The 23,427-nt window shown below is 65.4% G+C and carries 20 protein-coding genes and 2 tRNA genes; 12 read left to right on the top strand and 10 right to left on the bottom strand.

Translation table 11 applies throughout. The annotated features are described in order from the left end of the window. The first annotated feature begins 48 nt into the window (after positions 1-48). The 6 genes from gyrB (at position 49) to QFZ69_RS21270 (ending at position 6,006) form a co-directional block, all read left to right on the top strand. Positions 49-2,130: a DNA topoisomerase (ATP-hydrolyzing) subunit B gene (gyrB, locus tag QFZ69_RS21295; RefSeq protein WP_373461748.1), complete on the top strand. Its 2,082-nt coding sequence runs from the start codon at positions 49-51 to the stop codon at positions 2,128-2,130. A 61-nt stretch (positions 2,131-2,191) separates the two neighbouring features. After that, positions 2,192-4,882, top strand: a complete 2,691-nt coding sequence (gene gyrA, locus QFZ69_RS21290) for a DNA gyrase subunit A (RefSeq protein ID WP_306914300.1) — start codon at positions 2,192-2,194, stop codon at positions 4,880-4,882. Beyond that, the gene (locus QFZ69_RS21285; RefSeq protein ID WP_306914299.1) at positions 4,879-5,484 is read left to right on the top strand and encodes a DUF3566 domain-containing protein; all 606 of its coding nucleotides are present in this window, start codon (positions 4,879-4,881) and stop codon (positions 5,482-5,484) included. Before gyrA ends, QFZ69_RS21285 begins: the two co-directional genes overlap by 4 nt. Before the next feature lie 112 nt (positions 5,485-5,596). Beyond that, a tRNA-Ile gene (locus tag QFZ69_RS21280) sits at positions 5,597-5,670 on the top strand. Positions 5,671-5,705: 35 nt separating this feature from the next. Then, positions 5,706-5,858, top strand: coding sequence for a DLW-39 family protein (locus QFZ69_RS21275; RefSeq protein WP_306914297.1), 153 nt, complete (start codon positions 5,706-5,708; stop codon positions 5,856-5,858). Between the two features lie 72 nt (positions 5,859-5,930). Then, positions 5,931-6,006, top strand: a tRNA-Ala gene (locus QFZ69_RS21270). 76 nt (positions 6,007-6,082) lie between these two features. Here the strand turns inward: QFZ69_RS21270 and QFZ69_RS21265 are convergent. After that, complete coding sequence (locus QFZ69_RS21265; RefSeq protein WP_306914295.1) at positions 6,083-6,451, bottom strand: cupin domain-containing protein; 369 nt, start codon at positions 6,449-6,451, stop codon at positions 6,083-6,085. 116 nt (positions 6,452-6,567) lie between these two features. Between QFZ69_RS21265 and QFZ69_RS21260 the strand changes: the two genes are divergently transcribed. After that, positions 6,568-7,482 carry a DMT family transporter gene (locus QFZ69_RS21260; RefSeq protein WP_306914293.1) on the top strand — a complete coding sequence of 305 codons (915 nt, stop codon included), beginning with the start codon at positions 6,568-6,570 and terminating at the stop codon, positions 7,480-7,482. A 21-nt stretch (positions 7,483-7,503) separates the two neighbouring features. On the opposite strand, the gene QFZ69_RS21255 is transcribed toward QFZ69_RS21260, so the two are convergent. Together QFZ69_RS21255 and QFZ69_RS21250 are read right to left on the bottom strand one after the other, a co-directional pair. After that, the gene (locus QFZ69_RS21255; protein WP_306914292.1) at positions 7,504-8,379 is read right to left on the bottom strand and encodes a glycosyltransferase family 2 protein; all 876 of its coding nucleotides are present in this window, start codon (positions 8,377-8,379) and stop codon (positions 7,504-7,506) included. Between the two features lie 181 nt (positions 8,380-8,560). Beyond that, positions 8,561-9,526 carry a hypothetical protein gene (locus tag QFZ69_RS21250; protein WP_307000422.1) on the bottom strand — a complete coding sequence of 322 codons (966 nt, stop codon included), beginning with the start codon at positions 9,524-9,526 and terminating at the stop codon, positions 8,561-8,563. A gap of 154 nt (positions 9,527-9,680) precedes the next feature. Between QFZ69_RS21250 and QFZ69_RS21245 the strand changes: the two genes are divergently transcribed. Together QFZ69_RS21245 and QFZ69_RS21240 are read left to right on the top strand one after the other, a co-directional pair. Further along, positions 9,681-10,226, top strand: coding sequence for a peptidylprolyl isomerase (locus QFZ69_RS21245; protein ID WP_306914290.1), 546 nt, complete (start codon positions 9,681-9,683; stop codon positions 10,224-10,226). Positions 10,227-10,235: 9 nt separating this feature from the next. Next, positions 10,236-11,117, top strand: coding sequence for a rhomboid family intramembrane serine protease (locus tag QFZ69_RS21240; protein ID WP_306914288.1), 882 nt, complete (start codon positions 10,236-10,238; stop codon positions 11,115-11,117). A gap of 979 nt (positions 11,118-12,096) precedes the next feature. Here QFZ69_RS21240 and QFZ69_RS21235 read toward each other — a convergent pair. Continuing rightward, entirely contained in the window at positions 12,097-12,702 is a 606-nt protein-coding gene (locus QFZ69_RS21235) for a DNA-3-methyladenine glycosylase I (protein ID WP_307000420.1), read from the bottom strand. Positions 12,703-12,875: 173 nt separating this feature from the next. After that, a complete protein-coding gene (locus QFZ69_RS21230) occupies positions 12,876-13,127 on the bottom strand; it encodes a cell division protein CrgA (protein ID WP_306914284.1) in 252 nt (83 codons plus the stop codon). Between the two features lie 187 nt (positions 13,128-13,314). Here QFZ69_RS21230 and QFZ69_RS21225 point away from each other — a divergent pair, with 187 nt between their 5' ends. The 3 genes from QFZ69_RS21225 to QFZ69_RS21215 are packed head-to-tail and all read left to right on the top strand — an operon-like array spanning position 13,315 to position 14,925. Continuing rightward, positions 13,315-14,112 (top strand): class E sortase, encoded by a 798-nt coding sequence (locus QFZ69_RS21225; protein ID WP_306919531.1) that lies wholly within the window; start codon positions 13,315-13,317, stop codon positions 14,110-14,112. Positions 14,113-14,116: 4 nt separating this feature from the next. Next, positions 14,117-14,287: a hypothetical protein gene (locus QFZ69_RS21220; RefSeq protein ID WP_306914283.1), complete on the top strand. Its 171-nt coding sequence runs from the start codon at positions 14,117-14,119 to the stop codon at positions 14,285-14,287. Beyond that, positions 14,284-14,925 carry an aminodeoxychorismate/anthranilate synthase component II gene (locus tag QFZ69_RS21215; RefSeq protein ID WP_306914281.1) on the top strand — a complete coding sequence of 214 codons (642 nt, stop codon included), beginning with the start codon at positions 14,284-14,286 and terminating at the stop codon, positions 14,923-14,925. The genes QFZ69_RS21220 and QFZ69_RS21215 overlap by 4 nt, the downstream gene beginning before the upstream one ends. Positions 14,926-15,007: 82 nt before the next feature. Here QFZ69_RS21215 and pknB read toward each other — a convergent pair whose 3' ends face one another. The 5 genes from pknB to QFZ69_RS21190 are packed head-to-tail and all read right to left on the bottom strand — an operon-like array spanning position 15,008 to position 23,425. Further along, positions 15,008-16,954 carry a Stk1 family PASTA domain-containing Ser/Thr kinase gene (gene pknB / locus QFZ69_RS21210; protein WP_306914279.1) on the bottom strand — a complete coding sequence of 649 codons (1,947 nt, stop codon included), beginning with the start codon at positions 16,952-16,954 and terminating at the stop codon, positions 15,008-15,010. Positions 16,955-16,960: 6 nt separating this feature from the next. After that, complete coding sequence (locus QFZ69_RS21205; protein ID WP_306914277.1) at positions 16,961-18,790, bottom strand: protein kinase; 1,830 nt, start codon at positions 18,788-18,790, stop codon at positions 16,961-16,963. Further along, on the bottom strand, positions 18,787-20,241 hold the full coding sequence (locus tag QFZ69_RS21200) for a penicillin-binding protein 2 (RefSeq protein ID WP_306914276.1): 1,455 nt from the start codon (positions 20,239-20,241) through the stop codon (positions 18,787-18,789). Before QFZ69_RS21200 ends, QFZ69_RS21205 begins: the two co-directional genes overlap by 4 nt. Then, entirely contained in the window at positions 20,238-21,689 is a 1,452-nt protein-coding gene (locus QFZ69_RS21195; RefSeq protein ID WP_306914274.1) for an FtsW/RodA/SpoVE family cell cycle protein, read from the bottom strand. Before QFZ69_RS21195 ends, QFZ69_RS21200 begins: the two co-directional genes overlap by 4 nt. Beyond that, complete coding sequence (locus QFZ69_RS21190; protein WP_306914272.1) at positions 21,686-23,425, bottom strand: PP2C family serine/threonine-protein phosphatase; 1,740 nt, start codon at positions 23,423-23,425, stop codon at positions 21,686-21,688. The genes QFZ69_RS21195 and QFZ69_RS21190 overlap by 4 nt, the downstream gene beginning before the upstream one ends. Positions 23,426-23,427: the final 2 nt, after the last annotated feature.

The raw sequence follows: 23,427 nt of genomic DNA, 5'->3' as shown, positions 1-23,427 counted from the left end.
ATCGGCTACGGCCGGCCTTCAACGAACATAGAGGAGTCGACAGCGCCTGTGGCTAACGACAATGTAGAAATTGCCGAAGTGGAAGAAGTAGCGCGGGGAGCAGCGGACACCCCGGCTGAAGCCGATACCCGCCACGGCTACGGTGCCAGCGACATCACGGTGCTTGAGGGCCTCGAAGCGGTCCGGAAGCGCCCGGGTATGTACATCGGTTCAACCGGGCCGCGCGGCCTGCATCACCTGGTCTATGAGGTCGTGGACAACTCGGTCGATGAGGCGCTGGCCGGTTACGCCACCCACATCGAGATTGTCCTGCAGGCCGACGGCGGCGTGAAGGTTGTCGACGACGGTCGAGGCATCCCCGTCGACATGCATCCCACCGAACACAAGCCCACAGTCGAAGTTGTGATGACCATCCTGCACGCTGGTGGCAAATTCGGCGGGGGCGGCTACGCCGTTTCCGGCGGCCTGCACGGCGTCGGTATTTCCGTGGTCAACGCGCTTTCCAGCCGGGTCGACACCGAGGTCCGCCGCCAGGGCCACGTCTGGCGGATGTCTTTCGCCGACGGTGGCAAGCCCCAGGGCGGGCTGGTCAAGGGTGAGGAAACCGACGAGACCGGCACCACGCAGACGTTCTACCCGGACGCCAGCATCTTCGAAAGCACGGAATTCGATTTCGAGACCCTGCGCGCCCGCTTTCAGCAGATGGCCTTCCTCAACAAGGGGCTGCGCATCACGCTGACCGACGAACGCCAGGCGGCGAAGGACGCTTCCGACGACGATCTTGACCTCGACGTCATTCCGATTGAGGGCGAAGTCCCCGCGGAATTCCACACCGTCGTCTACCAGTACGACGACGGACTGCTGGATTACGTGAAGCACCTGAACTCCGGCAAAAAAGTCGATGTGGTCCACGAGGACGTGATCGCCTTCGAGACCGAGGACACGGAACGCCACATTGCCCTGGAAATGGCGATGCAGTGGACCAACGCCTACTCCGAGAGCGTGCACACCTACGCCAACACGATCAACACGCACGAAGGCGGCACCCACGAAGAGGGTTTCCGTGCCGCGATGACCTCCCTGATCAACCGCTACGCGCGGGAGAAGAGCATCATCAAGGAAAAGGACGACAACCTCACCGGCGATGACATCCGCGAAGGCCTGACCGCCGTCATTTCGGTCAAACTTGCCGATCCGCAGTTCGAGGGCCAGACGAAGACCAAGCTCGGCAACTCCGAGGTCAAGGGCTTCGTCCAGCGCGTCGTCACCGACGGACTCGGTGACTGGCTGGAACGCAACCCCGGACCCGCGCGCGATGTCATCCGCAAGGCCATTTCGGCCGCCCAGGCCCGCATGGCCGCCCGCAAGGCCCGCGACAACGCACGCCGCAAGAGCCCGCTGGAATCCTTCGGCATGCCCGGCAAGCTCTCGGACTGCTCCTCCAAGGACCCGGCCAGGTGTGAGGTCTACATTGTGGAGGGCGACTCCGCCGGCGGTTCCGCCAAGCGCGGCCGCAACCCGGAAACCCAAGCCATCCTGCCGTTGCGCGGAAAGATCCTGAACGTGGAACGGGCACGGCTGGACAAGGCCCTCGGCAATGCCGAAGTCCAGTCCATGATCACGGCGTTCGGCACAGGCATCGGTGAGGACTTCGACCTTGCCAAGCTGCGGTATCACAAGATCGTCCTGATGGCCGATGCCGACGTCGACGGCCAGCACATCACGACCCTGCTGATGACGCTGTTGTTCCGCTACATGCGTCCGCTGATCGAAAACGGCTACGTCTACCTGGCCCAGCCGCCGCTGTACCGGATCAAGTGGTCCAACGCCCCGCACGACTACGTCTACAGCGACCGTGAGCGCGACGCCAAGCTGCTTTCCGGCCAGGCCTCGGGCCGCCGGATCCCGAAGGACAACGGGATCCAGCGCTACAAGGGCCTCGGCGAGATGGACTACACCGAACTCTGGGACACCACCATGGATCCGGACCACCGTACCCTGCTGCAGGTCACCATGGACGACGCCCTGGCGGCCGACCAGATCTTCTCCACCCTGATGGGCGAGGACGTCGAATCGCGCCGGAACTTCATTCAGCAGAACGCCAAGGACGTCCGGTTCCTCGATATCTAGCGGCCTGTGCGGGCCTGGATATTCTCGGATTGATATATACCTGAAACGGAAAATATAGACTATGAGTGACGAAACACCCGAGGTTCCGGCCGGTTCCGCCGGCAGCGAGCCTGTACTCGAAGGCACCGTCCTGGACACCGACGTGCTGACCGACCGCGTCGAACAGGTGGACCTGCAGACGGAGATGCAGCGCTCCTACCTCGACTACGCGATGGCCGTCATCGTCGGCCGCGCCCTCCCCGATGTCCGCGACGGCCTCAAGCCGGTTCACCGCCGCGTGCTCTATGCAATGTTCGACGGCGGCTATCGGCCGGAGCGTTCCTTCAACAAGTGCGCCCGCGTGGTCGGCGAGGTCATGGGCCAATACCACCCGCACGGCGACACGGCCATCTATGATGCGCTGGTGCGGCTCATCCAGGACTGGACCATGCGCTACCCGCTGGCGCTCGGACAGGGCAACTTCGGCTCCCCGGGCAACGACGGCGCAGCCGCTCCGCGGTACACCGAAACCAAGATGGCCCCCCTGGCCATGGAAATGGTCCGCGACATCGACGAGGAAACCGTCGACTTCCAGGACAACTACGACGGCAAGAACCAGGAGCCCACCATCCTGCCGGCGCGGTTCCCGAACTTGCTCGTCAACGGCTCCTCGGGCATCGCCGTCGGCATGGCCACCAACATTCCGCCACACAACCTCCGCGAGGTTGCCGACGGCGTCCAGTGGTACCTGGCCAACCCGGCCGCCAGCCGCGAGGAGCTGCTCGAAGAGCTGATCCTCCGGATCAAGGGCCCGGACTTCCCGACCGGCGCCACCATCCTTGGCCACAAGGGCATCGAGGACGCCTACCGCACCGGCCGCGGCTCGATCACCATGCGGGCGGTCGTCAACGTCGAGGAGCTCCAGGGCCGCACCTGCCTGGTGGTCACCGAGCTGCCCTACCAGGCCAATCCGGACAACCTGGCGATCAAGATCGCCGAGCTTGTCAAGGACGGCAAGATCTCCGGCATCGCCGACCTGCGGGACGAAACGTCCGGCCGCACCGGCCAGCGCCTCGTGATCGTGCTCAAGCGCGACGCCGTCGCCAAGGTGGTGCTGAACAACCTCTACAAGCACACCCAGCTGCAGGACAACTTCGCCGCCAACATGCTGGCGATCGTTGACGGGGTGCCCCGTACCCTGAGTCTTGACGCCTTCATCCGCCACTGGGTCACGCACCAGATGGACGTCATTGCCCGCCGGACGCGCTACCGCCTCCGCAAGGCCGAAGAAGAGGCGCACATCCTGCGTGCCCTGCTCAAGGCGCTGGACGCCCTGGACGAGGTCATCGCCTTGATCCGGGCCTCCAACACCACCGAGGCGGCCCGCGACGGACTGATGCAGCTGCTCGATATCGACGAACTCCAGGCCCGCGCCATCCTGGACATGCAGCTTCGCCGGCTCGCAGCCCTGGAACGCCAGAAGATCCAGGACCGCCACTCCGAACTGGAAGCCCTCATTGCCGAGTACAACTCGATCCTGGCCTCTGAGGAACGGCAACGCGAGATCATCAGTACCGAGCTGGGCGAAATCGTCGCCAAGCACGGCGATGACCGCCGCACCAAGGTCCTGCTGGGCTTCGACGGTGACATGTCGATGGAAGACCTGATTCCGGAAGAGGAAATGGTCGTCACCATCACCCGAGGCGGTTACGTAAAGCGCACCCGCAGCGACAACTACCGCTCGCAGCAGCGCGGCGGCAAAGGTATTAAGGGCGCGCAGCTGCGCGGCGACGACGTCGTCGAGCACTTCTTTGTCACCACGACGCACCACTGGCTGCTGTTCTTCACGAACCTGGGCCGCGTCTACCGGGCGAAGGCCTATGAACTCGTGGAGGCGGGACGCGACGCGAAGGGCCAGCACGTGGCCAATCTCCTCGCCTTCCAGCCTGACGAGCACATCGCCCAGGTGCTGGACCTGCGCGATTACGAGCAGTCGCCGTACCTGGTACTCGCCACCAAGCGCGGCTTGGTCAAGAAAACCAGGCTGGAGGACTACGACACGAACCGTTCCGCCGGTGTTATCGCAATTAACCTGCGCGACGGCGACGAGCTGGTTTCCGCCCAGCTGGTATCCGAAAGCGATGACCTCATGCTGGTGTCCCGGATGGGGCAGTCGATCCGCTTCACCGCGACGGACGAGGCCCTGCGCCCGATGGGCCGGGCAACGTCCGGCGTAACGGGCATGAAGTTCCGGGAGGATGACGAACTGCTGGCCGCCGACGTCGTCCAGGACGGCTCGTTCGTGTTCGTCGTCACGGAGGGCGGCTACGCCAAGCGCACCGCTGTTGAGGAATACCGGCTCCAGGGTCGCGGCGGCCTCGGTATCAAGGTGGGCAAGTACCAGGAGGAGCGCGGACATCTCGTCGGCGCCTTGATCGTCCACGAAGAGGACGAGGTCCTGGTCGTCATGGAAGGCGGAAAGGTCGTTCGGTCCTCCGTCGCCGGAGTTCCTGCCAAGGGACGCGACACGATGGGTGTGATTTTTGCCAAGCCGGACAAGAATGACCGCATCATTGAGGTCGCGCGCAACAGCGAACGCGGCCTGGACAGCGAAGACGAAAGTCCGGCATCTGAGCCGGATGACGTAACGTTGGCTGAAGAAACCGGACCGCACGACGGGTCCGTAGAGGCAGAATCAGTACCGGCCCCGGAGTCAGATGAGTCATCAGGCAATGCCGAGCTGGACGAAGACAACACCGGAGGTAACGAGTGAGTAATCCCGACTCATATTCCACGCCGAACAGCGGCGGAACGCGGCAACCTGTATCCGCGCCGCGCGTGAGCGCGCCGTCACGTCCCCAGCAGCGCCCGGGCGTTTCCGCGGGCGCCGCCGACACGGCGCAGCATCCCCCGGCACCCGGGCAGCGCCCCGGGCAGGGCGCCCCGGCGGCACCCGCTCAGCGCCCCGGCCAGAACCCGGCCGGCCTGATCAAGCCAGCCCCCAAGGCCAAGGTGCGCCGTGCCAGGCTGCTGGTCAGCAAGGTCGAACCCTGGTCCGTCCTGAAGATGGCCTTCCTGCTCTCGGTGGCCCTGGGCATCGTGACCGTCGTGGCCGCTATCGTGCTGTGGACTGTTCTGGACCTGACCGGCATCTTCAACCAGGTCGACAGCCTCCTGGGCACCCTGGCGGGGTCAGAGGGCGGCGGCTTCGAACTGAAGAAGGTGGCCTCGCTGGGTCAGGTGGCATCCTTCGCGGTCATCATCGCCGTGATCAACGTTGTGCTGCTGACCGCACTCTCCATGCTCTCAGCCGTGCTGTACAACATCTCCGCCACGCTGGTCGGCGGCATCGGCGTCACCCTGACGGACGACTGATTTCCCGCTCGTTTCCCGGATATTTTCGCGGGAAATGCCTCGATTTGAGATCGGGCCGGGATGTGCTGTAAAGTCATATCTCGGCCCGACGGGGCAACCCGATGAGGCATCGGGGCGTATAGCTCAGGCGGTTAGAGCGCTTCGCTGATAACGAAGAGGTCCCAGGTTCAAGTCCTGGTACGCCCACGGAATCTGTACAGATTTCCGTAGAAGCATAGGTGATGGTCCGGGTCAGCCGGGGCCGGAACGGGGTGGGTGTGAAGAAGTTGCTCGTTGTTGCAGCTACGATCGCAGGCGTCTTGCTCTACAGGAAAGTGCAGGAGTCCGAAACCCGGAAGAATGTCTGGAGTGAATCAACCGACACGGTTGACTAGCCCGGATTCCCGGTACGGAAGAGGGAAAGCTGCTCTCCGGAACTAGGGTATGATTGACGGGTTGCTTCTTATGGGGGCATGGCGCAATTGGTAGCGCACCTGCTTTGCAAGCAGGGGGTTCGGGGTTCGAGTCCCCGTGCCTCCACCATAAGGAAAGCCCCGGACCGCGGAAGCGGTCCGGGGCTTTTGCATGTCCGAAAGCCCTCAGCTGAGCGGCCTATGCCTCACTGCTTGGGTTTGGCGTAGTCGTCCATGCCCTGCCAGTCGATGAAGACGTACGGTTCGTCCCCGATGACCCATGCGTCGTGCCCCGGCGGAATGACGCCGAAGTCGCCCGGGCCGAACTCGATCTCCTCACCGTCGTCCATGACTACCTTCAGCCGCCCGGACACGGTGTAACCGACGTGGGAGGCCATGCAGCTGTCCGTCTGGGCGATTGGCTTGACGTGCTGGGACCATTTCCATCCCGGCAGAAACGTCGCACGCCCTACGGCGCCCGCGTCGAGATTGACGAGTTCAACCTGGCCCATTCCGTCCCTGACGGGGCGGGTCTCCTCCGGGGAATCGAAGCTTTTTCGGATGATTGACGCCATTATGGTCTCCTTTGTCGGTGGGTGAGACCTATTCAAGAGTGGCACCGCGCCGTGCGGCGGTCAAGGATGCACGCGGCGTCCGCTGTCACCCGCCCGCGCCCTACTACTGTTGGACCGTGAACTTCTTCCTTGCCACCCTCGGAGTGCTGGGCGTGGCATCCTCCGGGCCCCTCATAGCCGCTACCCTGGGTGCCACGACCGTGAGCGCTCTTGCCATCGCCTTCTGGCGCAATGCCATCGGAGCGGCCGTGATGGCCGGACCCGTGCTGATCCGGCAGCCACGGCAGTTTTCCCGTGTCACCGGCAGCGAGTTCCGCTGGTCCCTCGCCGCCGCCGTCGCCCTTGCACTTCACTTTGCCTGCTTCATCACCGCCCTGCAGCTGACCTCGGTGGCAGCGGCCACCGCCTTGGTCTGCCTACAGTCGGGCTGGATCGCCGTGTTCCAGCTGTTCAGGGGTGTGCGGCACCGCTGGCCGGTCCTCGCGGGCCTGGGCATCGCCTTTGGCGGCGTCGTGGCAATCACCGGGTTCGACATGGGCACCTCCCCGGACGCGCTCCTGGGCGATCTCCTGGCCATCGCCGGCGGCGCCCTCGCCGGGATCTACACCCTGGCCGGCGGCAAGGCACGCCAAACGATGGGGACCGGCGTTTACACGACGCTCTGCTACGGCATGTGCGCCGCCGTCGTGGCCGTGCTGGCGCTCGTGTCCCGGCAGCCGCTGACCGGATTCGATGCCGCCGGCTGGCTCGGCATCCTGGCCATCACCGTCTGTGCCCAGCTGATCGGGCACACGGCGTTCAACCACCTGCTGGCCACGATGAGCCCCCTGCTCGTGTCCATGATCATCCTGCTGGAGATACCGGGGGCCGCCCTGCTCGCTGCGGCATTCCTGTCCGAGACGCTGCCCACCGGGACATACGCCGGACTGGGCATGATCCTGGTAGGACTCGCCGTCGTCGTTCTGGGGCAACGCAGATCGGGGGCGGAGCGCCGCGATACCGAACGGCTCGCGGAGCTCGGGGCCGACTAAGCGGCAGCCCCTCGCGCGGTGCTACTGGCCGCCGCGGCGTGCCGGCTGGGCGGTGTTAACGGTGTGGATGGCACGCAGCAGCTTCGCTGGGAAGTAGACCGAGAAGAACACCACCATGGGCGCCTTGAGGGCCATCTTCTTGACGTTGTGAGCCTTGTACGTACGGTCGAAGCGCGTCACGTAGTAGCGGTAGTCCCGGGGCGAATCCTCGAGCCGGCGCGCGGACATCCCGGAGACCATCTGGGGCCAGTACTGAATCCGGAGCTCATGGTCGGCGAGATGCAAGGAGAGATCGATGTCCTCATGCATCTCGTCCTTTTCATCCCGACAGGTCTCGTCGCGGATCAGTTCCCAAGCGGAGCGCCGAAGGGCCATGTTCGATCCGAACAGGAAGTGGTACTGGTGCTTGGCCAGCTTGAGCATCAGCTGGCGCATCTTGTCGTCCGCCTTGAGGCCAAAGCGCCGCATCGGCATGTCGTAGTAGACCACCGGACCCGTGGCCGCGTGCACCGACTGGTCCGCGAACGCCTGCTGGACCTGCTCCACCCAGTCCGGCTCGAGAACGGAATCGGCATCGATCCGGCCAAGGATGTCACCCGTGGCATGGTCCAGGCCGAAGTTGCGGGTGGGAATCAGGCCCTGGTCCCGGTCCTGGCTCAGCAGGATAATGGGGCTCTCCGGGTACTCCAGCTGCATCTGGCGGACGATCCCGGCCGTGCGGTCCTTGGACATGTTATCCACCACGATGATTTCGTGGGCGGGCACGGACTGGTAAACCGCAGCGATCAGGCACTGCCGGATGACGCTTTCCTCGTTGTAGGCGGGAATAACAATGGATATGGCCGGTGGCGGCACGGCATCGTGTAAAGCATCCTCTGAGGATCTATCGGCTGACATCACCTCAAATTTAGCACCGATACCGATTTTTCCTCCCGGGAGCGGGAGTGCTCCGGGCAGGTAATCAAACGGCGGAGGGTAAACCAGGTCCGCAGGAATGCACATGGCACACAAACAAAAGGGAGGGACGCCGCCACTGGCGGTATCCCTCCCTTTCCGTGCAGCCGAAAGGCGGCCCGCTTTACTTACCGGTGTTCTTGTCTCCGTCATTGTTGCGGCTCGCGGCAATGTTCCGGACCGCGGTCTTGGCATCCGTGGCAACTTTGGCGTCGGCGTCCGTGTTGTCCTCGGCCGCGTCCACCGCCGCCCGCTGGGCTGTATCCGTGGCATCGCCAACGGCAACCGCCGGCGCGCCACCACTCGAGGCATCCGCTGACTTTTCCGCTGCGGCAGCTGCTGCCATGTCGGCGGTGTCCTTGGCCTCATTAACAGTGGTGGCAGGAACCGGAGCAGGCGTAACGGGCGCCGGGGTCTTCCACGGATCCTCGACCGGCTGAGACGCCTTCCAAGCGGCGACCCCTGCGGCGACGGCAGCGGCGATCACACCGAAGATGAGCAGTCCGCGGCGCCTGGGCTTCTGCGGCTTGGCAAGTTCGCCGCCCACGACCTTGCCGGCCCCGTTCGTAGCCACCTTGAGGTGGCTGCCGGCCGTTTTTGCCTGTTCCTGGACGGCGTGGATGATTCCCACATCGCCGAGTTTCTGGGCGACGGCGTCGACATGGGCCGGGGCGCCCTCGAGCGTCCGGTGCACCGCTTCGGAAGCGTAGCCGATCTGGTCCGAGAGCCTGGGCAGGTATTCGACGACGACCCGGTCCCGTGCGTTCGCGATCACCGGCGTCGCCTTGTCCAGCGCCTCGTGGAGCCGCGGGGTGGCGCCTTCAACGGCGTCGTGGATCCTGGGTGCGAGCTGCGCCAGTCCGCCCTGGAGGCGCGGGGTTACCGTGGCAACGCCGTCAGCTAGATTGAGGGCCGCCGACTTGAGCCCCTCCTGGATCTTGGGAGAAGCGGTGTCCAGGCCCTGCTGCAGGCGCGGAACGGCCCAGCTGACTGCGGCTTCAACCCGCGGGGCTGCCCAGTCCTTGGCGTTCTCTACGCCGGTGCTGACCGACTGCTCCAGCTCACGGGCAATACGTTCCGTTTTCTTCACAACTACCTCCCGATTAATGTGACGGTTCTCAAGTTAGCCTACGTGTCCCAGCCCTCACCGGCTATTCTTCGGCCTGATTCCGGCCCGATTTCACCCAGCGCGGAACTGGCGGACCGGCCCTGTGTGTATTGGCCTGCCATGGAAGAATAGGCCCATGACTGCCATCGCAACTGCAAAAGCAACCATCCACACGAGCCTGGGCGACATCGTCGTAAACCTCTTCGGTAACCATGCCCCCAAGACCGTTGAAAACTTCGTCGGGCTGGCCACCGGTGAGAAGCCCTGGACCCACCCCGAGACGGGCGAGGACAAGACGGGCACACCGCTGTACGACGGCACCATCTTCCACCGCATCATCAAGGACTTCATGATCCAGGCCGGCGACCCCCTGGGCCGCGGGGTCGGCGGACCGGGGTACAAGTTCGACGATGAGATCCACCCGGAACTCACCTTCAACGCGCCGTACAAGCTGGCCATGGCCAACGCCGGCATCCAGATGGGCAAGGGCACCAACGGTTCGCAGTTCTTCATCACCACCATCCCCACCGGCTGGCTGCAGGGCAAGCACAGCATCTTCGGCGAGGTGGCCGACGAGGAATCCAAAAAGGTTGTTGACGCCATCGAGGGTGTCCGTACCGGCATGGGCGACCGCCCCGTCGAGGACGTCACCATCAACAGCATTGACGTTGAAAAGCTTTAAGCCCAGGCCATGAGCTACGGAATTCCGGCGGCAGAGCCGTCCGCGCAGATCCCGGTGTGCCCCCGGCACCCGGACCGGCCAGCCTATGTGCGCTGCCAGCGATGCGGGCGCCCTGCGTGCCCCGACTGCCAGCGGGCGGCCGCCGTCGGGTTCCAATGCGTTGACTGTGTCAACGAAACAAGACGTACGACGCCGAGCGTCAAGACTGTCTATGGCGGCGCCGTAGCCACCGGCCGTCCGATGGTTACCTTCCTCATCATCGGGCTGTGCGCCCTGGTCTTTGTGCTCCAGTGGCTGGTCCCTAATGGCGGGATCTATCAGAATCTGGCGTTCGCCACCGTCTATGCCGGCCCCGAGTTCGGAGTGTTCGAACCCTGGCGGATGCTGACGTCAGCCTTCCTCCATTCCCAGAGTTTCATCCTCCACATCGCGCTCAACATGTACATGCTGTGGATGTTCGGGCAGGCCCTGGAACCTCTCCTGGGCCGGATCCGCTTCCTGGCGGTGTATCTGCTCTCCGCCTTCGGCGGATCCGTCGGATACCTCCTGCTGACGCCCGACTACATCCCCGGCCAGCCCGTGAGCGGCGTGGTCGGTGCCTCCGGCGCGATATTCGGCCTCTTCGGCGCCATGCTCGTGGTCCAGCGCCACCGCGGCGGCGATACCAGGCAACTCTGGGTGTTGATTGCCATCAATGGCGTCATCGGATTCCTGGTTCCGCAGATCGCGTGGCAGGCCCACCTGGGCGGCCTGGTCACCGGCGCGCTGTGCGCAGCCGTTATCGCCTATACCCCGCGCGGGCCGCGGCAAGGGCTCCTGCAGGCAGCCGGCCTGGTGCTGGTTCTCGCGCTGCTGATCGCAGTCAGCGCCCTCCGGGTCGCCAGCACCTGACCGGAACCGGCACTGTCCGGCTCCCCTTCCCGGGCCCAACTGCAGTGGTGTGACTGCCCCGCCACTTGCCTGCCCCGCCGCCCTGGCGTCCCGCGGACGGGGCGCCAAGCCGCCCAGGCGGCAGCCACTCCAGGCGCGCTGACGGGGCGCCAGGCCGCCGACACCCCGCCGGCCGACACCCCGTCCGCCGATCGCCTGCGCTGTTTCTGGCGATGTTTCCCCAAGCTGCCCTACGCGCTCGAACCAAGCCTCAACGGCCGTCCGTGTCAGTCTCCCAAGTTGTCCACAGGGGTTATCCACACTGTTGGTAACTTACATGGCTGTAGTTCAGACTGCGATGCCCGGTCTGACAGCCCCAGCTGGCGTTTCCGACTCCGGAGCAACGACAGTCTCCACAGCTGTGGATAACTTTAGGGAACAGGCCTGTGGTTAAGTGGACAACTCCGGCTGTAGCCGAGAGGGCCGGACCAGAACCGCTCTAATCCGTGCATAGGGCGGGCATTGGCTTGAAGGGTTTTTGTGGCACCCGGCTCGGTAGCCCCGGATTTCAACAGCTTTATGCACACTGTTAATAACCGCGGGCGGGACTCCTCGCGGCCCCGAGATACCCGGTCGGGCCTTCAGATCGAGCTTCGGCTTCGCAGCCCCCAGGTTTATCCCCAACTGTGGATAAGTTGTGGGTACACGATTGTTGGTAAGTGGATAACGTCTCGGGAGAGGCAGCTTCCGCGGATTTTCGCCCACAACGAGCCTTGGTTCACGGATGTCGGCCGGGGTCCCGACGAAAGGGCATCGCGCTGGGGAGTTATCCACAAGCAATCCACAGTGTTAATAACCTGTTCGTTTGCTGTTTCCTTGCGAATGGCCGGGCTGGCGGGTAGTGGGACGGTGCCGGGCCGCGGATCATGACCTATTTCGGCCGGGTTCAACGCCGAGTTATCAACAATGTGGATAACCTGGTGGCAGTTGTGCACAATCCTCAGGACGGCCAGACGCCGGAGCTGCCGCGCCGATGGCTGTCGACCAGATGGGTGTCCACCATGCCAATGGCTTCCATCAGGGCATACATGGTGGTGGGTCCCACGAAGGCGAAGCCCCTCTTCCGCAACGCCTTGGATAGTGCAATGGACTCCAGGGACGTGGTGGGGATCTGCTCGTGCGAGGTTGGCGAGGGCGTCGAATCGGGCTGGAACTGCCAGACGAAATCGACGAGGCCGCCGTCGTCCCGGAGGGCGATTGTGGCCCGGGCGTGGGTGATCGCGGCTTGGATCTTCAGCCGGTTCCGCACGATGCCGGCGTCCAACATCAGGCGTTCCACGTCCGCCGGTCCGAACGCGGCGACAGCATCGGGGTCGAAGTTCCGGAAAGCGGCGCGGAAGGCCGGACGCTTCCGGAGGATAGTGGCCCAGGACAGCCCCGCCTGGAAGGCCTCCAGGCTGATCCGCTCGTAGAGGCCCTGCTCATCGCGGACCGGCAGGCCCCACTCCGTGTCATAGTACTCGCGCAGCATCGGGTCGACTGACGCCCAGGGCGGACGGGCGAGTCCGTCGTCGCCCATGATCGTACTCGTGGCACCGGGGGTCATCTGAGGTCCTCTCTGGGGGCTGGCTGCTACCAGCATTATCTGCCACCCGCGCTCCGGTGGCGGCTAAGTAGCCGACGCTCTCCGTGCATCAGCTGGAGCGGCTGATAACAGAAAGGACCGGCACACCCCAGGGTGTACCGGCCCTCAGGCGGTTGTGGCGTGGCCGTTCCGGATCAGGAGCGCCAGCGGGTGGTCATCAGGAACCCCACAATGGCGATGCCGAAGCCCGCCACGATGTTCCAGGAACCCCACGCGCCGACCGGGAAGGCGGCTTCGCTGATGTAGAAGGTGATGATCCAGAGCAGCCCGATGATCATCAGGCCGAACATGACGGGCTTGAACCAGACAGCGTTGGGCTTGTTCCGATCGACAGAAGACTGCTGCGACTCGCGGGCGATCCTTTTTCGCGGCTTCGACTCGGGCACGGGTCCTCCTTGGCGGGCTGGACCAGGAGCGGCACCTCGGCTTGATATCCTGCAAGAAGGAAAATGCCACCGGTCTACGCGCTCTTGGTCAGGTTTGAAAATCTTAGTCGCAGCCAATTCTAGCTGTACTTCACACCGCGTCCGCGTCCGCCGCGACCATTCGGGAGGGGAAGCCACGGTGCTGCAGCTGCAGGACAGAGCCGCTGACGGCCGCGCCCGCGGCGCCGGGGGGCGTATCTCAACCGGCATCAGGCTTCTGGGAGAGCTGCTCATCACCGCGGGAGTTGTCCTCGTTCTTTTCATAGGGTGGCAGCTGTGGTGGACCAACGTTGAGTCCGCGGCGACGCAGCGAGAGGTCGTAGAGGACTTTGCCCGGCAGGTCAACGCCTCCCCGGTCCAGGGGGACGGTCCGGGTGTGCAGGGTAGCCCCGCGGTGCCGTCCGACGCCGCGGCGGGCTACGGGCCCGCCATCACCTCGAGCGAACCGGCCGTCGGTGCGACGATCGGGATTCTGTATGTCCCGAGGTTCGGCGCCGACTACAGTCGGCCGATCGTGCAGGGGACGGATCCGGCAGTGCTGGACACCCTGGGGATCGGGCACTATGCAGGGACCTCCATGCCCGGCGCTGCCGGAAATTTCGCGGTTGCGGGACACCGGCAGACCCATGGCGCGGTGCTGGACAACATCGATGCCCTGGTTCCCGGCGACAGGATCTATGTCCAGACCCGGGACGGTTTCTACGCCTATGTGTTCCGCAACAGCGAGATCGTCCTGCCCGACCGCACGGACGTGTTGTTGCCCGTGCCGGCGCAGCCGGCGGCCACGCCCACGGAAGGCTACCTCACCATGACCAGCTGCAATCCACGCTTCGGCTCCCAGGAACGCTTCGTGGCCTACGCCCGGCTGGAGCAGTGGCACCCGGGCTCGGCGGGGCCGCCGGCGGATATCGCAGCCCAGGTCCAGCGCACCATGCGGGAAGGCTGAGCTTATGTACGCTTGGATTTTCCGCCATCTTCCCGGTCCCCTGTGGCTCCGGATTGCCGCCGCGCTGGTGCTGGTCGCCGGCGGGCTGGTATTGATGGTTCAGTTCCTTTTTCCCTGGATGGCACAATTCACCCAGTTCACTGATTCAACGATTGGTTCGGCAAGTCACCCATGAGCACAACGAAGATCCTCGTCGTCGACAACTACGACAGCTTTGTCTACACCCTGGTGGGGTACCTCCAGGAGCTCGGCGCGGAGACGACAGTCGTCCGCAATGACGACGTCACCCTCGCAGAGGCCATTGAGATGGCGGAAACGCGCGACGGCGTCCTCGTCTCTCCCGGGCCGGGAGCCCCTGCGGATGCCGGGGTGTGCATTGAGCTGATCAAGTGGTGCGGCGGCCGCAGCAAGCCCATGCTGGGCGTGTGCCTGGGCCACCAGGCGCTGGCCGAGGCCTACGGCGGAACGGTAACGCACGCGCCCGAACTGATGCACGGCAAGACCTCGCTCGTAGAACATCACGGGTCCAGCGTGTTTGCCGGGGTCCCTTCCCCGTTCACCGCGACCCGCTACCACTCGCTGGCAGCCGTTCGTGAGAGCATCCCGGCGGTTCTGGAGATCACCGCGGAGACCGGCACCGGCGTCGTCATGGGGCTGCAACATCGTGACGCCCCATTGTGCGGTGTGCAGTTCCATCCGGAGTCGGTGCTCACCGAAGGTGGCTACCAGATGCTGGGCAACTGGCTGGAGTCACTGGGCATGGCAGGCGCGGCCCAGCGCGCGGCGGCGCTGAGCCCGCTTATCAAGCACTGATGCATCGCTGATCACGGGACGGCCGAACCCGCCCGGCCGTGCAGCGCTCCGGGGAGACTGCTCCCAAAGCGGCCCGTTCGCCCTACTTGGAATCCTTCGTGGCGGTCGGCGTGGGGGTCGGTGAAGGTGCCGGGGGCGGTGGAGCCTTGGCTACAGTGACAGCGATGACTTTGCCCTGTTCGACCAACGCCTCCGGCGCGTCACTCTGTGCTGTGATCTTTCCCGGTTCGACCTGCGAGTTCTCAACTTCCGTCACGCTGAGCGTCAGCCCGAGGGCTTTCGCGGCGCCGTCAGCTTCGGCCAGCGGCAGCCCGATGAGCTGTGGAACGGCGACCTTGCCGGTGGATACAACTAGTTCGACGGTGCTACCCACCGCCACCGGCTGGCCGGGAGCGGGCTTTGTGGTGATGACGAGGCCGCCGGGTACGGTCGGACTGTTGTTCATAATGGTGGTCGGCGCACCGACCAGTCCCTTCTGCCGCAGGACATCCCGGGCGGCCGCCTCGGTACGGCCGGGCAGGTCCGCGGGGATGGCCACGACGCTCGGGCCATCGGAGATGTTGAGGGTGATCTCTGCATTGGGTTCCAGGGACGTACCCGCAGCCGGTACCGTACCGATGGCGGTGCCCTTGGCAACGGTGTCATGCTGGGTCCGGCTGATCCGGGGTTTGAGGCCCGCGTCATAGAGCTTCTGCAGCGCCTCGGACTCCGTGAGTGACGCCACGGAGGGCACGTCGACCTTGACCACGGGGGGCGGTGCCTGGTTTATCACGTTGAAGAGCCACAGCCCGCCGCCCGACAGCACCAGTACGGCGAGGACCATCAGGGTGGCGATCCAGGTTCGACGACGGGACTTCTGCCGGATGCTGTGTTCGCGTGCGCGTTCGACCGGCAGTACCAGCGGAAGGCTGTCCGTGTCGGAGGGGCCGTACGAGTCGGCGGCCTGGCCTGTCAGGGCGTCCTGCTGACCGGGGATGCCCTGGCCGGGGCGCAGCCTGCCGCCGGGCACATCATCGAGGAATCTGGCGCCCGTCATCGGGAAGACCGCCGTCGGTGTGCTCTCGGGAGTAGGTACCGTGTCGTTCGGATCGGTCGGAGCTTCGCTGGCCGCGAGCGGGGCCACTCCCACCCCGTTGCGCGCGGCCCGGAGGGCTCGGCGGAACGCGGCGGCATCCTGGAAACGGTCCGCCCGGTTCTTCTGAAGAGCCTTCATCAGCACGCTGTCCAGGGCATCGGAAATTTCCGGGTTCAAGCTGCTGGCCAGTTCCGGGATCTCGCGGACGTGCTGGTAGGCAACGGAAACGGGGCTGTCGCCCACGAAGGGCGGCCGCCCGGTCAGCATCTCGTACAGCAGGCAGCCGGCGGAGTACAGGTCGCTGCGGGCATCGACGGTTTCGCCGCGGGCCTGCTCCGGCGAAAGGTACTGAGCCGTGCCCACCACCGCCTGGGTCTGCGTCATGGTTGCGGACGAGTCCGCCATGGCCCGGGCGATGCCGAAGTCCATGACTTTGATGCCGTTGGAATCGGGGCAGAACATCACATTCGCCGGCTTGATGTCCCGGTGCACGATTCCGGCCTTGTGACTGTAATCGAGGGCCGAAAGGACGCCCAGGGTGAAGTCGATGGCCTGGTCGATGCTGACTTCCTTGGCCCTGACCAGGTCCCGGATGGTCTTTCCCGACACGAGCTCCATGACGATATACGGCACCCGCACGCTGTCGTCATGATCACCAGGCACCGCATGGTCCCCGGTGTCGTACACGGCGACGATCGAAGGGTGGTTCAGTGCGGCCACGGCCTGCGCCTCGCGCTTGAACCTGGCCTGGAATTGGGGATCCCTGGCCAGGTCCGGGCGCAGCAGCTTGACGGCGACGGTGCGGCCCAGCCTGGTGTCCGTGCCGCGGAACACGTCGGCCATGCCTCCGCGCCCGATCAGTTCACCCAGCTCGTAGCGCCCGCTAAGGACGCGCTGCGTGTTCACGGGGCCGCGGTCCTCCCTGTGTGACGGGGTGCGGGGTGAAGTAGACACGGTGTCCTACGGTCGCGTCGAACGGGTTGGCGACGAGGTGGGAGCCTCTTCCGCCGCGAGGTGATAGGTCACGACGGAGCCGGCTTCCACCCTCTGGCCTTGGGCAGGCTCCGAGCTGACAAACGTGCCCGGATCCTCATTCCTGTTGCTCGGTCTGACGTCCGCGCCCTTGACCCAGCGGAGTCCGGCTCCCTCGATGGCCTGCTGTACTTCTGCTTCCGAAGCGCCCGAGGGGATAGCGGGCACCGAGACCATTTGCGGGCCCTTGGAGTAGCTCACGGTGATGGTGGAGCCGCGTTCGACCGGACCGGAGGGATCGATGTCGATGACCGTTCCGGGGGCTGCGGCGTTGAAGACCTCGACGCCGGTGACCTGCAGTCCCCGGCCGTTGAGTTCGTTGCGCACCTCGTTGTATTGCCGGCCACGGTAGGCGTCCGGGATCAGGTTGATGGCCGCCGGCGTGGACTCGGTGGGCGTCGCGGAGCTGGTGGTGGGGCTCGGGCTCTGCGAAGTGGGCGAGGTCGTGGGGGTCGAGCGGGTGGGACTTGAGCTCGTTGCCACGGCGTTGCTGCTTGAGGGCGCCTGCGTCGGGAACAGGATGCCGGCCTGGGTGAGGATCACGCCTACCAGGGCAAAGAGGACCAGCAGGATCAGCGCAATCAGCGGCCAGGTCCACGGGCTCCGGCCGCGGCGGGCCGGCTCATCGCCGGGCTCGTCATAGTCGTCGTCCTCCTGGACCCACTGCCGTTCGGCCGCGAGGGCGTCGGCACGGGAAAGGGTGTTGCGGGCACCGTAGGCGCTGGCGGCGGCGGCGCCGGCCGCCAGACCGGCGGCGGCTCCCGCCCCTGCCGCGCCGACCACCGGCAGCGCTGAAGTCGCCGACGTCGTCCGGTCCTCAGCGGCGCTGGCGCCGATGACGTTCGTCGCCGCCGTCGGGATGCCCACGGGCGCCGTGATGGGTCCCGTGGCTGCCTCGAACAGGAGCATGCCCGGGACTGCCGCGTGGGCCGCGGCGATGTCGCCGTTGCGGATGGCTTCGGCGGCCTCGGACAGCTTGATGGCGTCGGCCGGCCGGTTCTTCGGGTCCTTGGCGAGCATCGACATCAGCAGCGCCCGGACCGGCTTGGAAAGTGTCTCCGGCAGCGGCGGAGGTGCGTCGTTGACCTGCGCGAGGGCGATGGCGATCTGCGATTCACCGGAGAACGGACGGTGCCCGGTGAGGCATTCGTAACCGATCACGCCGAGCGAGTAGATGTCCGAAGCGCCGGTCGCCGTCTGGCCGGTGGCCTGCTCGGGAGCCAGGTACTGGGCGGTGCCCATCACCTGTCCGGTCTGCGTCAGCGGAACCTGGTCGGCCAGGCGGGCAATACCGAAATCGGTGACCTTGACCCGTCCATCCGGCATGATGAGCAGGTTGCCCGGCTTGATGTCGCGGTGCACGAGTCCCTGCGCGTGGGCGACCGAGAGGGCTCGGGCGGTCTGGGCGATCATTGACAGCGTCCGGTCCGGGGAGAGCACCTGCTCGTGTTCGATGATGCTGCTCAGCGGCTGGCCTGGCACCAGTTCCATCACGAGGTAGGCGGAGCCCTCCTCTTCGCCGTAATCAAAGACGTTGGCGATACCGACGTGGTTCAGGAGTGCGGTGTGGCGTGCTTCGGCGCGGAACCGTTGGAGGAAGCCCGGATCACCGGTGTACTCCTCCTTGAGCACCTTGATGGCGACGATGCGGCCAAGGATCAGGTCTTTGGCTTTCCAGACTTCTCCCATGCCGCCGATCGCAATCCGCGTGGTCAGCTGGAACCTGCCGCCGAGGGTGATTCCCGATGTAGGCCTCACTTATTCAACACCGCCTCAAAGATCTTCTTCGCGTTCGGACTGGTTAGCTTTGCGCCGGTGGTGATGTCTACGCCTTGCATGACGATGGTGACAGCCACTTGCGGGTCATTGGCCGGGGCAAACCCGGTAAACCACGAGTTGTTCAGCCCGGTGCCCAGTTCCGCGGTACCGGTCTTGCCGGCCACCTGGACGCCCCGGACGGCCGCTCCGCGGCCGATACCGTCGCTGACAACGCTGGTCATCCACTCGGTGATCTGCCGCGAGATCTCCGGCGTGGTGGACGTTCTCAGGGCCTCGGGCCTGGGCTCGTCGAGCACCCGCAGGTCCGGGGAACGTACCGCCCTGATCAGGTTCGGCTGCATCTGCACTCCACCGTTGGCGATCGCGGCCGTCATCAGGTTGATCTGCAACGGCGTAGCCCGAACGTCGCGCTGGCCGATTGCCGACTGCGCCAGCCCGGCCTGGTCGAGGTTCCGCGGGAAGATGCTCGGGGCGTAATCCAGTTTCAGCTGGTCGCCGAGATCCTGGTCGAAGCCGAACTTCTCCGCCTGGTCGGCAATGGCCTTCTCGCCCAGGTCCAGGGCAATGCTCGCGAACGGTGTGTTGCAGGACTGCTGCAGGGCAAAGGCAAAACTCGCCGTATTGCGGGTGTAGCAGTTGCCGCCGGCGTAATTGGGGAGCTTGTACTGGATGCCGGGGAAGGGCATCTCCGCCGGGTTGGGCAGCTCGCTGTCGTTGTTGTACTTTCCTGAGCTCAGGGCGGCGGCAGTGTCCACGAGCTTGAAGACCGATCCCGGGGCCAGCAAAGCCCCGGTGGGCCCACTGACGCTCTGGTTGAGGTTGATCCCGGGGATCTTGTTGAGCTCGTTGAAGTTGGCCTGTTCGGCGACCGGATCCTGCGTAGCGATCAGGTTGGGGTCGTAGGACGGCTTGGAAACCATGGCGAGGATGGCGCCGGTCTTCGGGTTGGTCACCACGATCGAGCCGCGCTGGCCATCGGGAATGAGGTCGTAGGCGAGCTTCTGGATCTCCGGATCAAGGGTGAGCTCCACCGAGGCGCCCTTGGGCTGGTTGCCGAGGAACAGCTGGCCGATCCGGTCCAGGAACTGCTGGTCCGAGCTGCCGGCCAACACCTCATTCAGGGTCTTCTCCAGGCCGGTCACGCCATAGCTCCTTGAGAAGTACCCGGTGATTCCGGCGTACAGCTCCGGCTGGGTGTAGGTGCGCTGGAACTTGCAGCTCTCCGTGGCGGGCACGGACTCGGCCATCGGTGTGCCGCCGACGATGATGGCGCCCCGGTCGTTGCAGTAGTTCTGCAGGAGGGTGCGCTTGTTCCAGGCGTTGGCTTTGAGCTCGTCGGCACCGACCACCTGCACGAAGCTGAGCGCCCCGAAGATCAGGGCGAACATCGCGATGGCGGCTATCCATGCATTGCGAATGGCCTGGTTCACAGCTGTTTCACCGCCTCGGTAGGTGCGTCGGGACTCGTGCGGGAGCCGGGGACCCCGGTGGGCTTCAAGGGCATCGCGGGGGCGTCCTTCCGGGCTCCCGGTTCCTGGCCGGGCGGCAGCGGTGTGGTGTCCACCGGGCCCCGCGCGGTGTGTGAAATCATCAGCAGCAGGCCCACGATGATCCAGTTGGCCAGCAGCGAGGAGCCGCCGGCGGCGAGGAACGGAGTGGTGAGTCCGGTGAGCGGGATCAGCCGGGTGACGCCGCCGATTACCACGAAGCACTGCAGCGCGATCGCGAAGGAGAGGCCGCAGGCCAGCAGCTTCCCGAATGCGTCCCGGGTGCCGAGCGCGGCGCGGAAGCCTCGGGTGAACAGCAGCAGGTACATCATAACGATGGCGAAGAGCCCGATCAGTCCCAGTTCCTCGCCGAAAGAGGCGATGATCATGTCACTGTTCGCGAAGGGAACGAGGTTCGGCCGGCCCTGGCCGAGCCCGGTGCCGACAAGCCCGCCGTTGGCCATGCCGAACAGCCCCTCGACGATCTGCAGGCTGCCACCGAATTCCCGGCCGTAGACCTCCTCGGTGAAGGCGTTGAGCCAGCCGTCAATCCGGAGGGCCACGTGGGAAAAAACGCGCGAGGCCACGAAGCCGCCGGCGGAGATGAGGACCACGCCGATGATCACCCAGCTGATCCGGCTCGTTGCCACGTAGATCATGACGAGGAACAGGCCGAAGAACAGGATCGAGGAACCGAGGTCCCGCTGGAAGATCAGCACGCCGATGCTAACGAGCCAGGCGGCAACCATGGGACCCATGTCCTTGAAGCGCGGGAACTGCAGGGGTCCGATCTTGCGGCCGGCCAGCAGGATGAGGTCACGGTTCGAGGAAAGATACCCCGCGAAGAATATTGCCAGCGTGATCTTGGCGATCTCGCCGGGCTGGAACGTCATGGAACCGATCCTGATCCACACGCGTGCACCCAGAATTTCACCGGCGCTGATGCCGGGCACCAGGGGCAGGATCAGCAGTCCGGCGCTCACAGCCAGGGAAATGAACGTGAAGCGGCGGAGGATCCGGTGGTCCTTGAGGAACCAGATGACGGCGATTGCCACGGCCATGGCCACAAGGGTCCAGCGCAGCTGGTTGTTGCCGGTGTCTTCCCCGACCCGGTCCAGACGGCGAATCATGGCCAGGCCCAGACCGTTGAGGGCCACCACCAGGGGAAGTATTACCGGATCGGCATACTTTGCGCGGATCCGCAGCACCAGGTGGAACGCCAGCGCGGCCGCCGTCAGCAGCCCGGACTGGAACCAGAAGTCCGTGTCGAAGGCCTTTGCCCGGTCCACGCCGACGAGGGCGTTGGCTCCGATCCCCACCGCGAGAGCCAGGATAAGCAGGACAAGTTCCACATTGCGCCGGGGCCGGGGCGTCGATTCGATCTGAGTCATTTGCCCGCCTCGCAGGTCGGTGCTGTCGTCGGCGTGGGTGCAGCGCCGGGCTCGGGGGCGGTGCTGGCTTCTGGGCCGGGGGCTGCTGCGCTGGCGGGATCCGACGGGGAGGGCGTGAGGCACTCGCCCGCCGGGGACGTGGTGCCGGTGAGCTCCAGGTTCTTCACGATCCGCTGCGCATCGTAGAGGTCGCGGGCGGGCACGGTCTGGCGCACGCGTTGCTGGGAGAATTCGGGCAGATCTGACATCCGGATATCGGTCACCGCTTCGAGGGTGGAAAGCTGGATGGGTCCCAGGCGTTGGGAGACCCCGTTGAAGATGGCGACATGCTGGTCTTGTTCGCCGATGTAGTACCGCGTCTGGGTCCAGGCGTAGCCGAGCCAGAGTCCCACGGTCAGGACGGCCACGATGGCGGCGGCGATGGAGATGGTCAGCCAGCGCCGCGGACGGGGGGCCGTCCGGTACTCCTCGGCGTCCTCGCGGGCCTGTTCGGACTTGTGGGTGAGGACTGTCGCCGCCCGGCGCGCCACGGTGCGTCCGGCAATGGTGGGAATGGACCCTGATTCCGCGGCGGCGGCTGCTGCCCCTACGAGCTGGTGCGGACGGGTGGAGAGCTCCTCCCGCAGCACTTCGGCAGAGAGGTGCTCGCCGAGGTGGGGGTCGGTGGCGGGCTCGGGCCCTTGGCCGTCCGCTGCCTGGATACCGGCCATGTCCGCGGTCTTGCCGCCGCCGGCGTCGCGGGATCCTGACGTCTTTCCGTCAGGGCTGGCGTCCGCTTCATGCTGGGGGACAGCGGACTCAGCAGGCCCTCCCGCGCCGTCCTCCTTCTGGAATCCGGGCACACCGGCTGCACCATGGATGCTGGCGGCCTGCGGTGCGGCGGCAACGCTCGCAGCGACCGCATCAGCCACGGGCGTCGATACGATGTCGACGGCGGCGGTCCGGACGTCGTCGGGCGTCCGTTCCGCGATATCCACCATCACAACGGTGACATTGTCCGGCGATCCGGCTTCGAGCGTGAGATCAACGAGTTCTTCGACGCATTCGCGCAGATCCTTGGTTTCCCGGACGGTGCGTTCCACGACGTGCCCGGCAACGTAGTTCAGGCCGTCAGAACACAGCAGCCAGCGCTCACCCGGTTCGACGTCGAGGGTGGCGAGGTCCAGCTCCGGGCTCGCGTCGACGTCGCCCAGGACACGCATGAGGACGTTCTTGTGCGGGTGCGTTTCCGCCTCTTCCGGACGCAGGCGCCCTTCGTCGATGAGGCGCTGGACGAAAGTGTGGTCCACGCTGACCTGTTCGAATTCGCCGCTACGCAAGCGGTAGGCCCGGGAATCGCCAATGTGGGCGAAATGAAGCTTGCCCTCGGCCAGGAGCAGGGCCGTGACCGTGGTGCCCATGCCCGCGAGCTTGGGATTGATGTGGACGAGTTCGGACAGCAGCGAGTTGGCGGTCTGGATCTCGTCGGCGAGCACCGTTCCGGCGTCGCCCGCGTAATTGTCGTGATCGAGGTGGATCATGTCCAGCACGGTGGCTGCGGACGCGACGTCACCCCCGGCGTGGCCGCCCATGCCGTCGGCGACGACGGCGAGGTGCCGCCCCACATAGGCGGAGTCGTCATTCTTGGCCCGAACGCGGCCGACATCGGAACGCGCGGCGTAACGCATGAAGAGCGGCCGCTTCGGGGCAGGTGTTTTGCCTTCGGCCGCGTCGGCGGGAAGGTCGGAGGCAGCCATGG

It is taken from the genome of Arthrobacter sp. V1I7 (assembly GCF_030817015.1).
Lineage (GTDB): Bacteria > Actinomycetota > Actinomycetes > Actinomycetales > Micrococcaceae > Arthrobacter.
This window is presented reverse-complemented; position numbering and strand designations above follow the sequence as displayed.

Coding starts and splice junctions, on each gene's coding strand:
- QFZ69_RS21265 (WP_306914295.1), bottom strand. CDS start 6,451: ATGGCGTCAATCATCCGAAAAAGCTTCGATTCCCCGGAGGAGACCCGC.
- QFZ69_RS21190 (WP_306914272.1), bottom strand. CDS start 23,425: ATGGCTGCCTCCGACCTTCCCGCCGACGCGGCCGAAGGCAAAACACCT.
- gyrA (WP_306914300.1), top strand. CDS start 2,192: ATGAGTGACGAAACACCCGAGGTTCCGGCCGGTTCCGCCGGCAGCGAG.
- QFZ69_RS21195 (WP_306914274.1), bottom strand. CDS start 21,689: ATGACTCAGATCGAATCGACGCCCCGGCCCCGGCGCAATGTGGAACTT.
- QFZ69_RS21220 (WP_306914283.1), top strand. CDS start 14,117: ATGTACGCTTGGATTTTCCGCCATCTTCCCGGTCCCCTGTGGCTCCGG.
- QFZ69_RS21240 (WP_306914288.1), top strand. CDS start 10,236: ATGAGCTACGGAATTCCGGCGGCAGAGCCGTCCGCGCAGATCCCGGTG.
- QFZ69_RS21215 (WP_306914281.1), top strand. CDS start 14,284: ATGAGCACAACGAAGATCCTCGTCGTCGACAACTACGACAGCTTTGTC.
- QFZ69_RS21275 (WP_306914297.1), top strand. CDS start 5,706: ATGGTCCGGGTCAGCCGGGGCCGGAACGGGGTGGGTGTGAAGAAGTTG.
- QFZ69_RS21235 (WP_307000420.1), bottom strand. CDS start 12,702: ATGACCCCCGGTGCCACGAGTACGATCATGGGCGACGACGGACTCGCC.
- QFZ69_RS21245 (WP_306914290.1), top strand. CDS start 9,681: ATGACTGCCATCGCAACTGCAAAAGCAACCATCCACACGAGCCTGGGC.
- QFZ69_RS21255 (WP_306914292.1), bottom strand. CDS start 8,379: ATGTCAGCCGATAGATCCTCAGAGGATGCTTTACACGATGCCGTGCCG.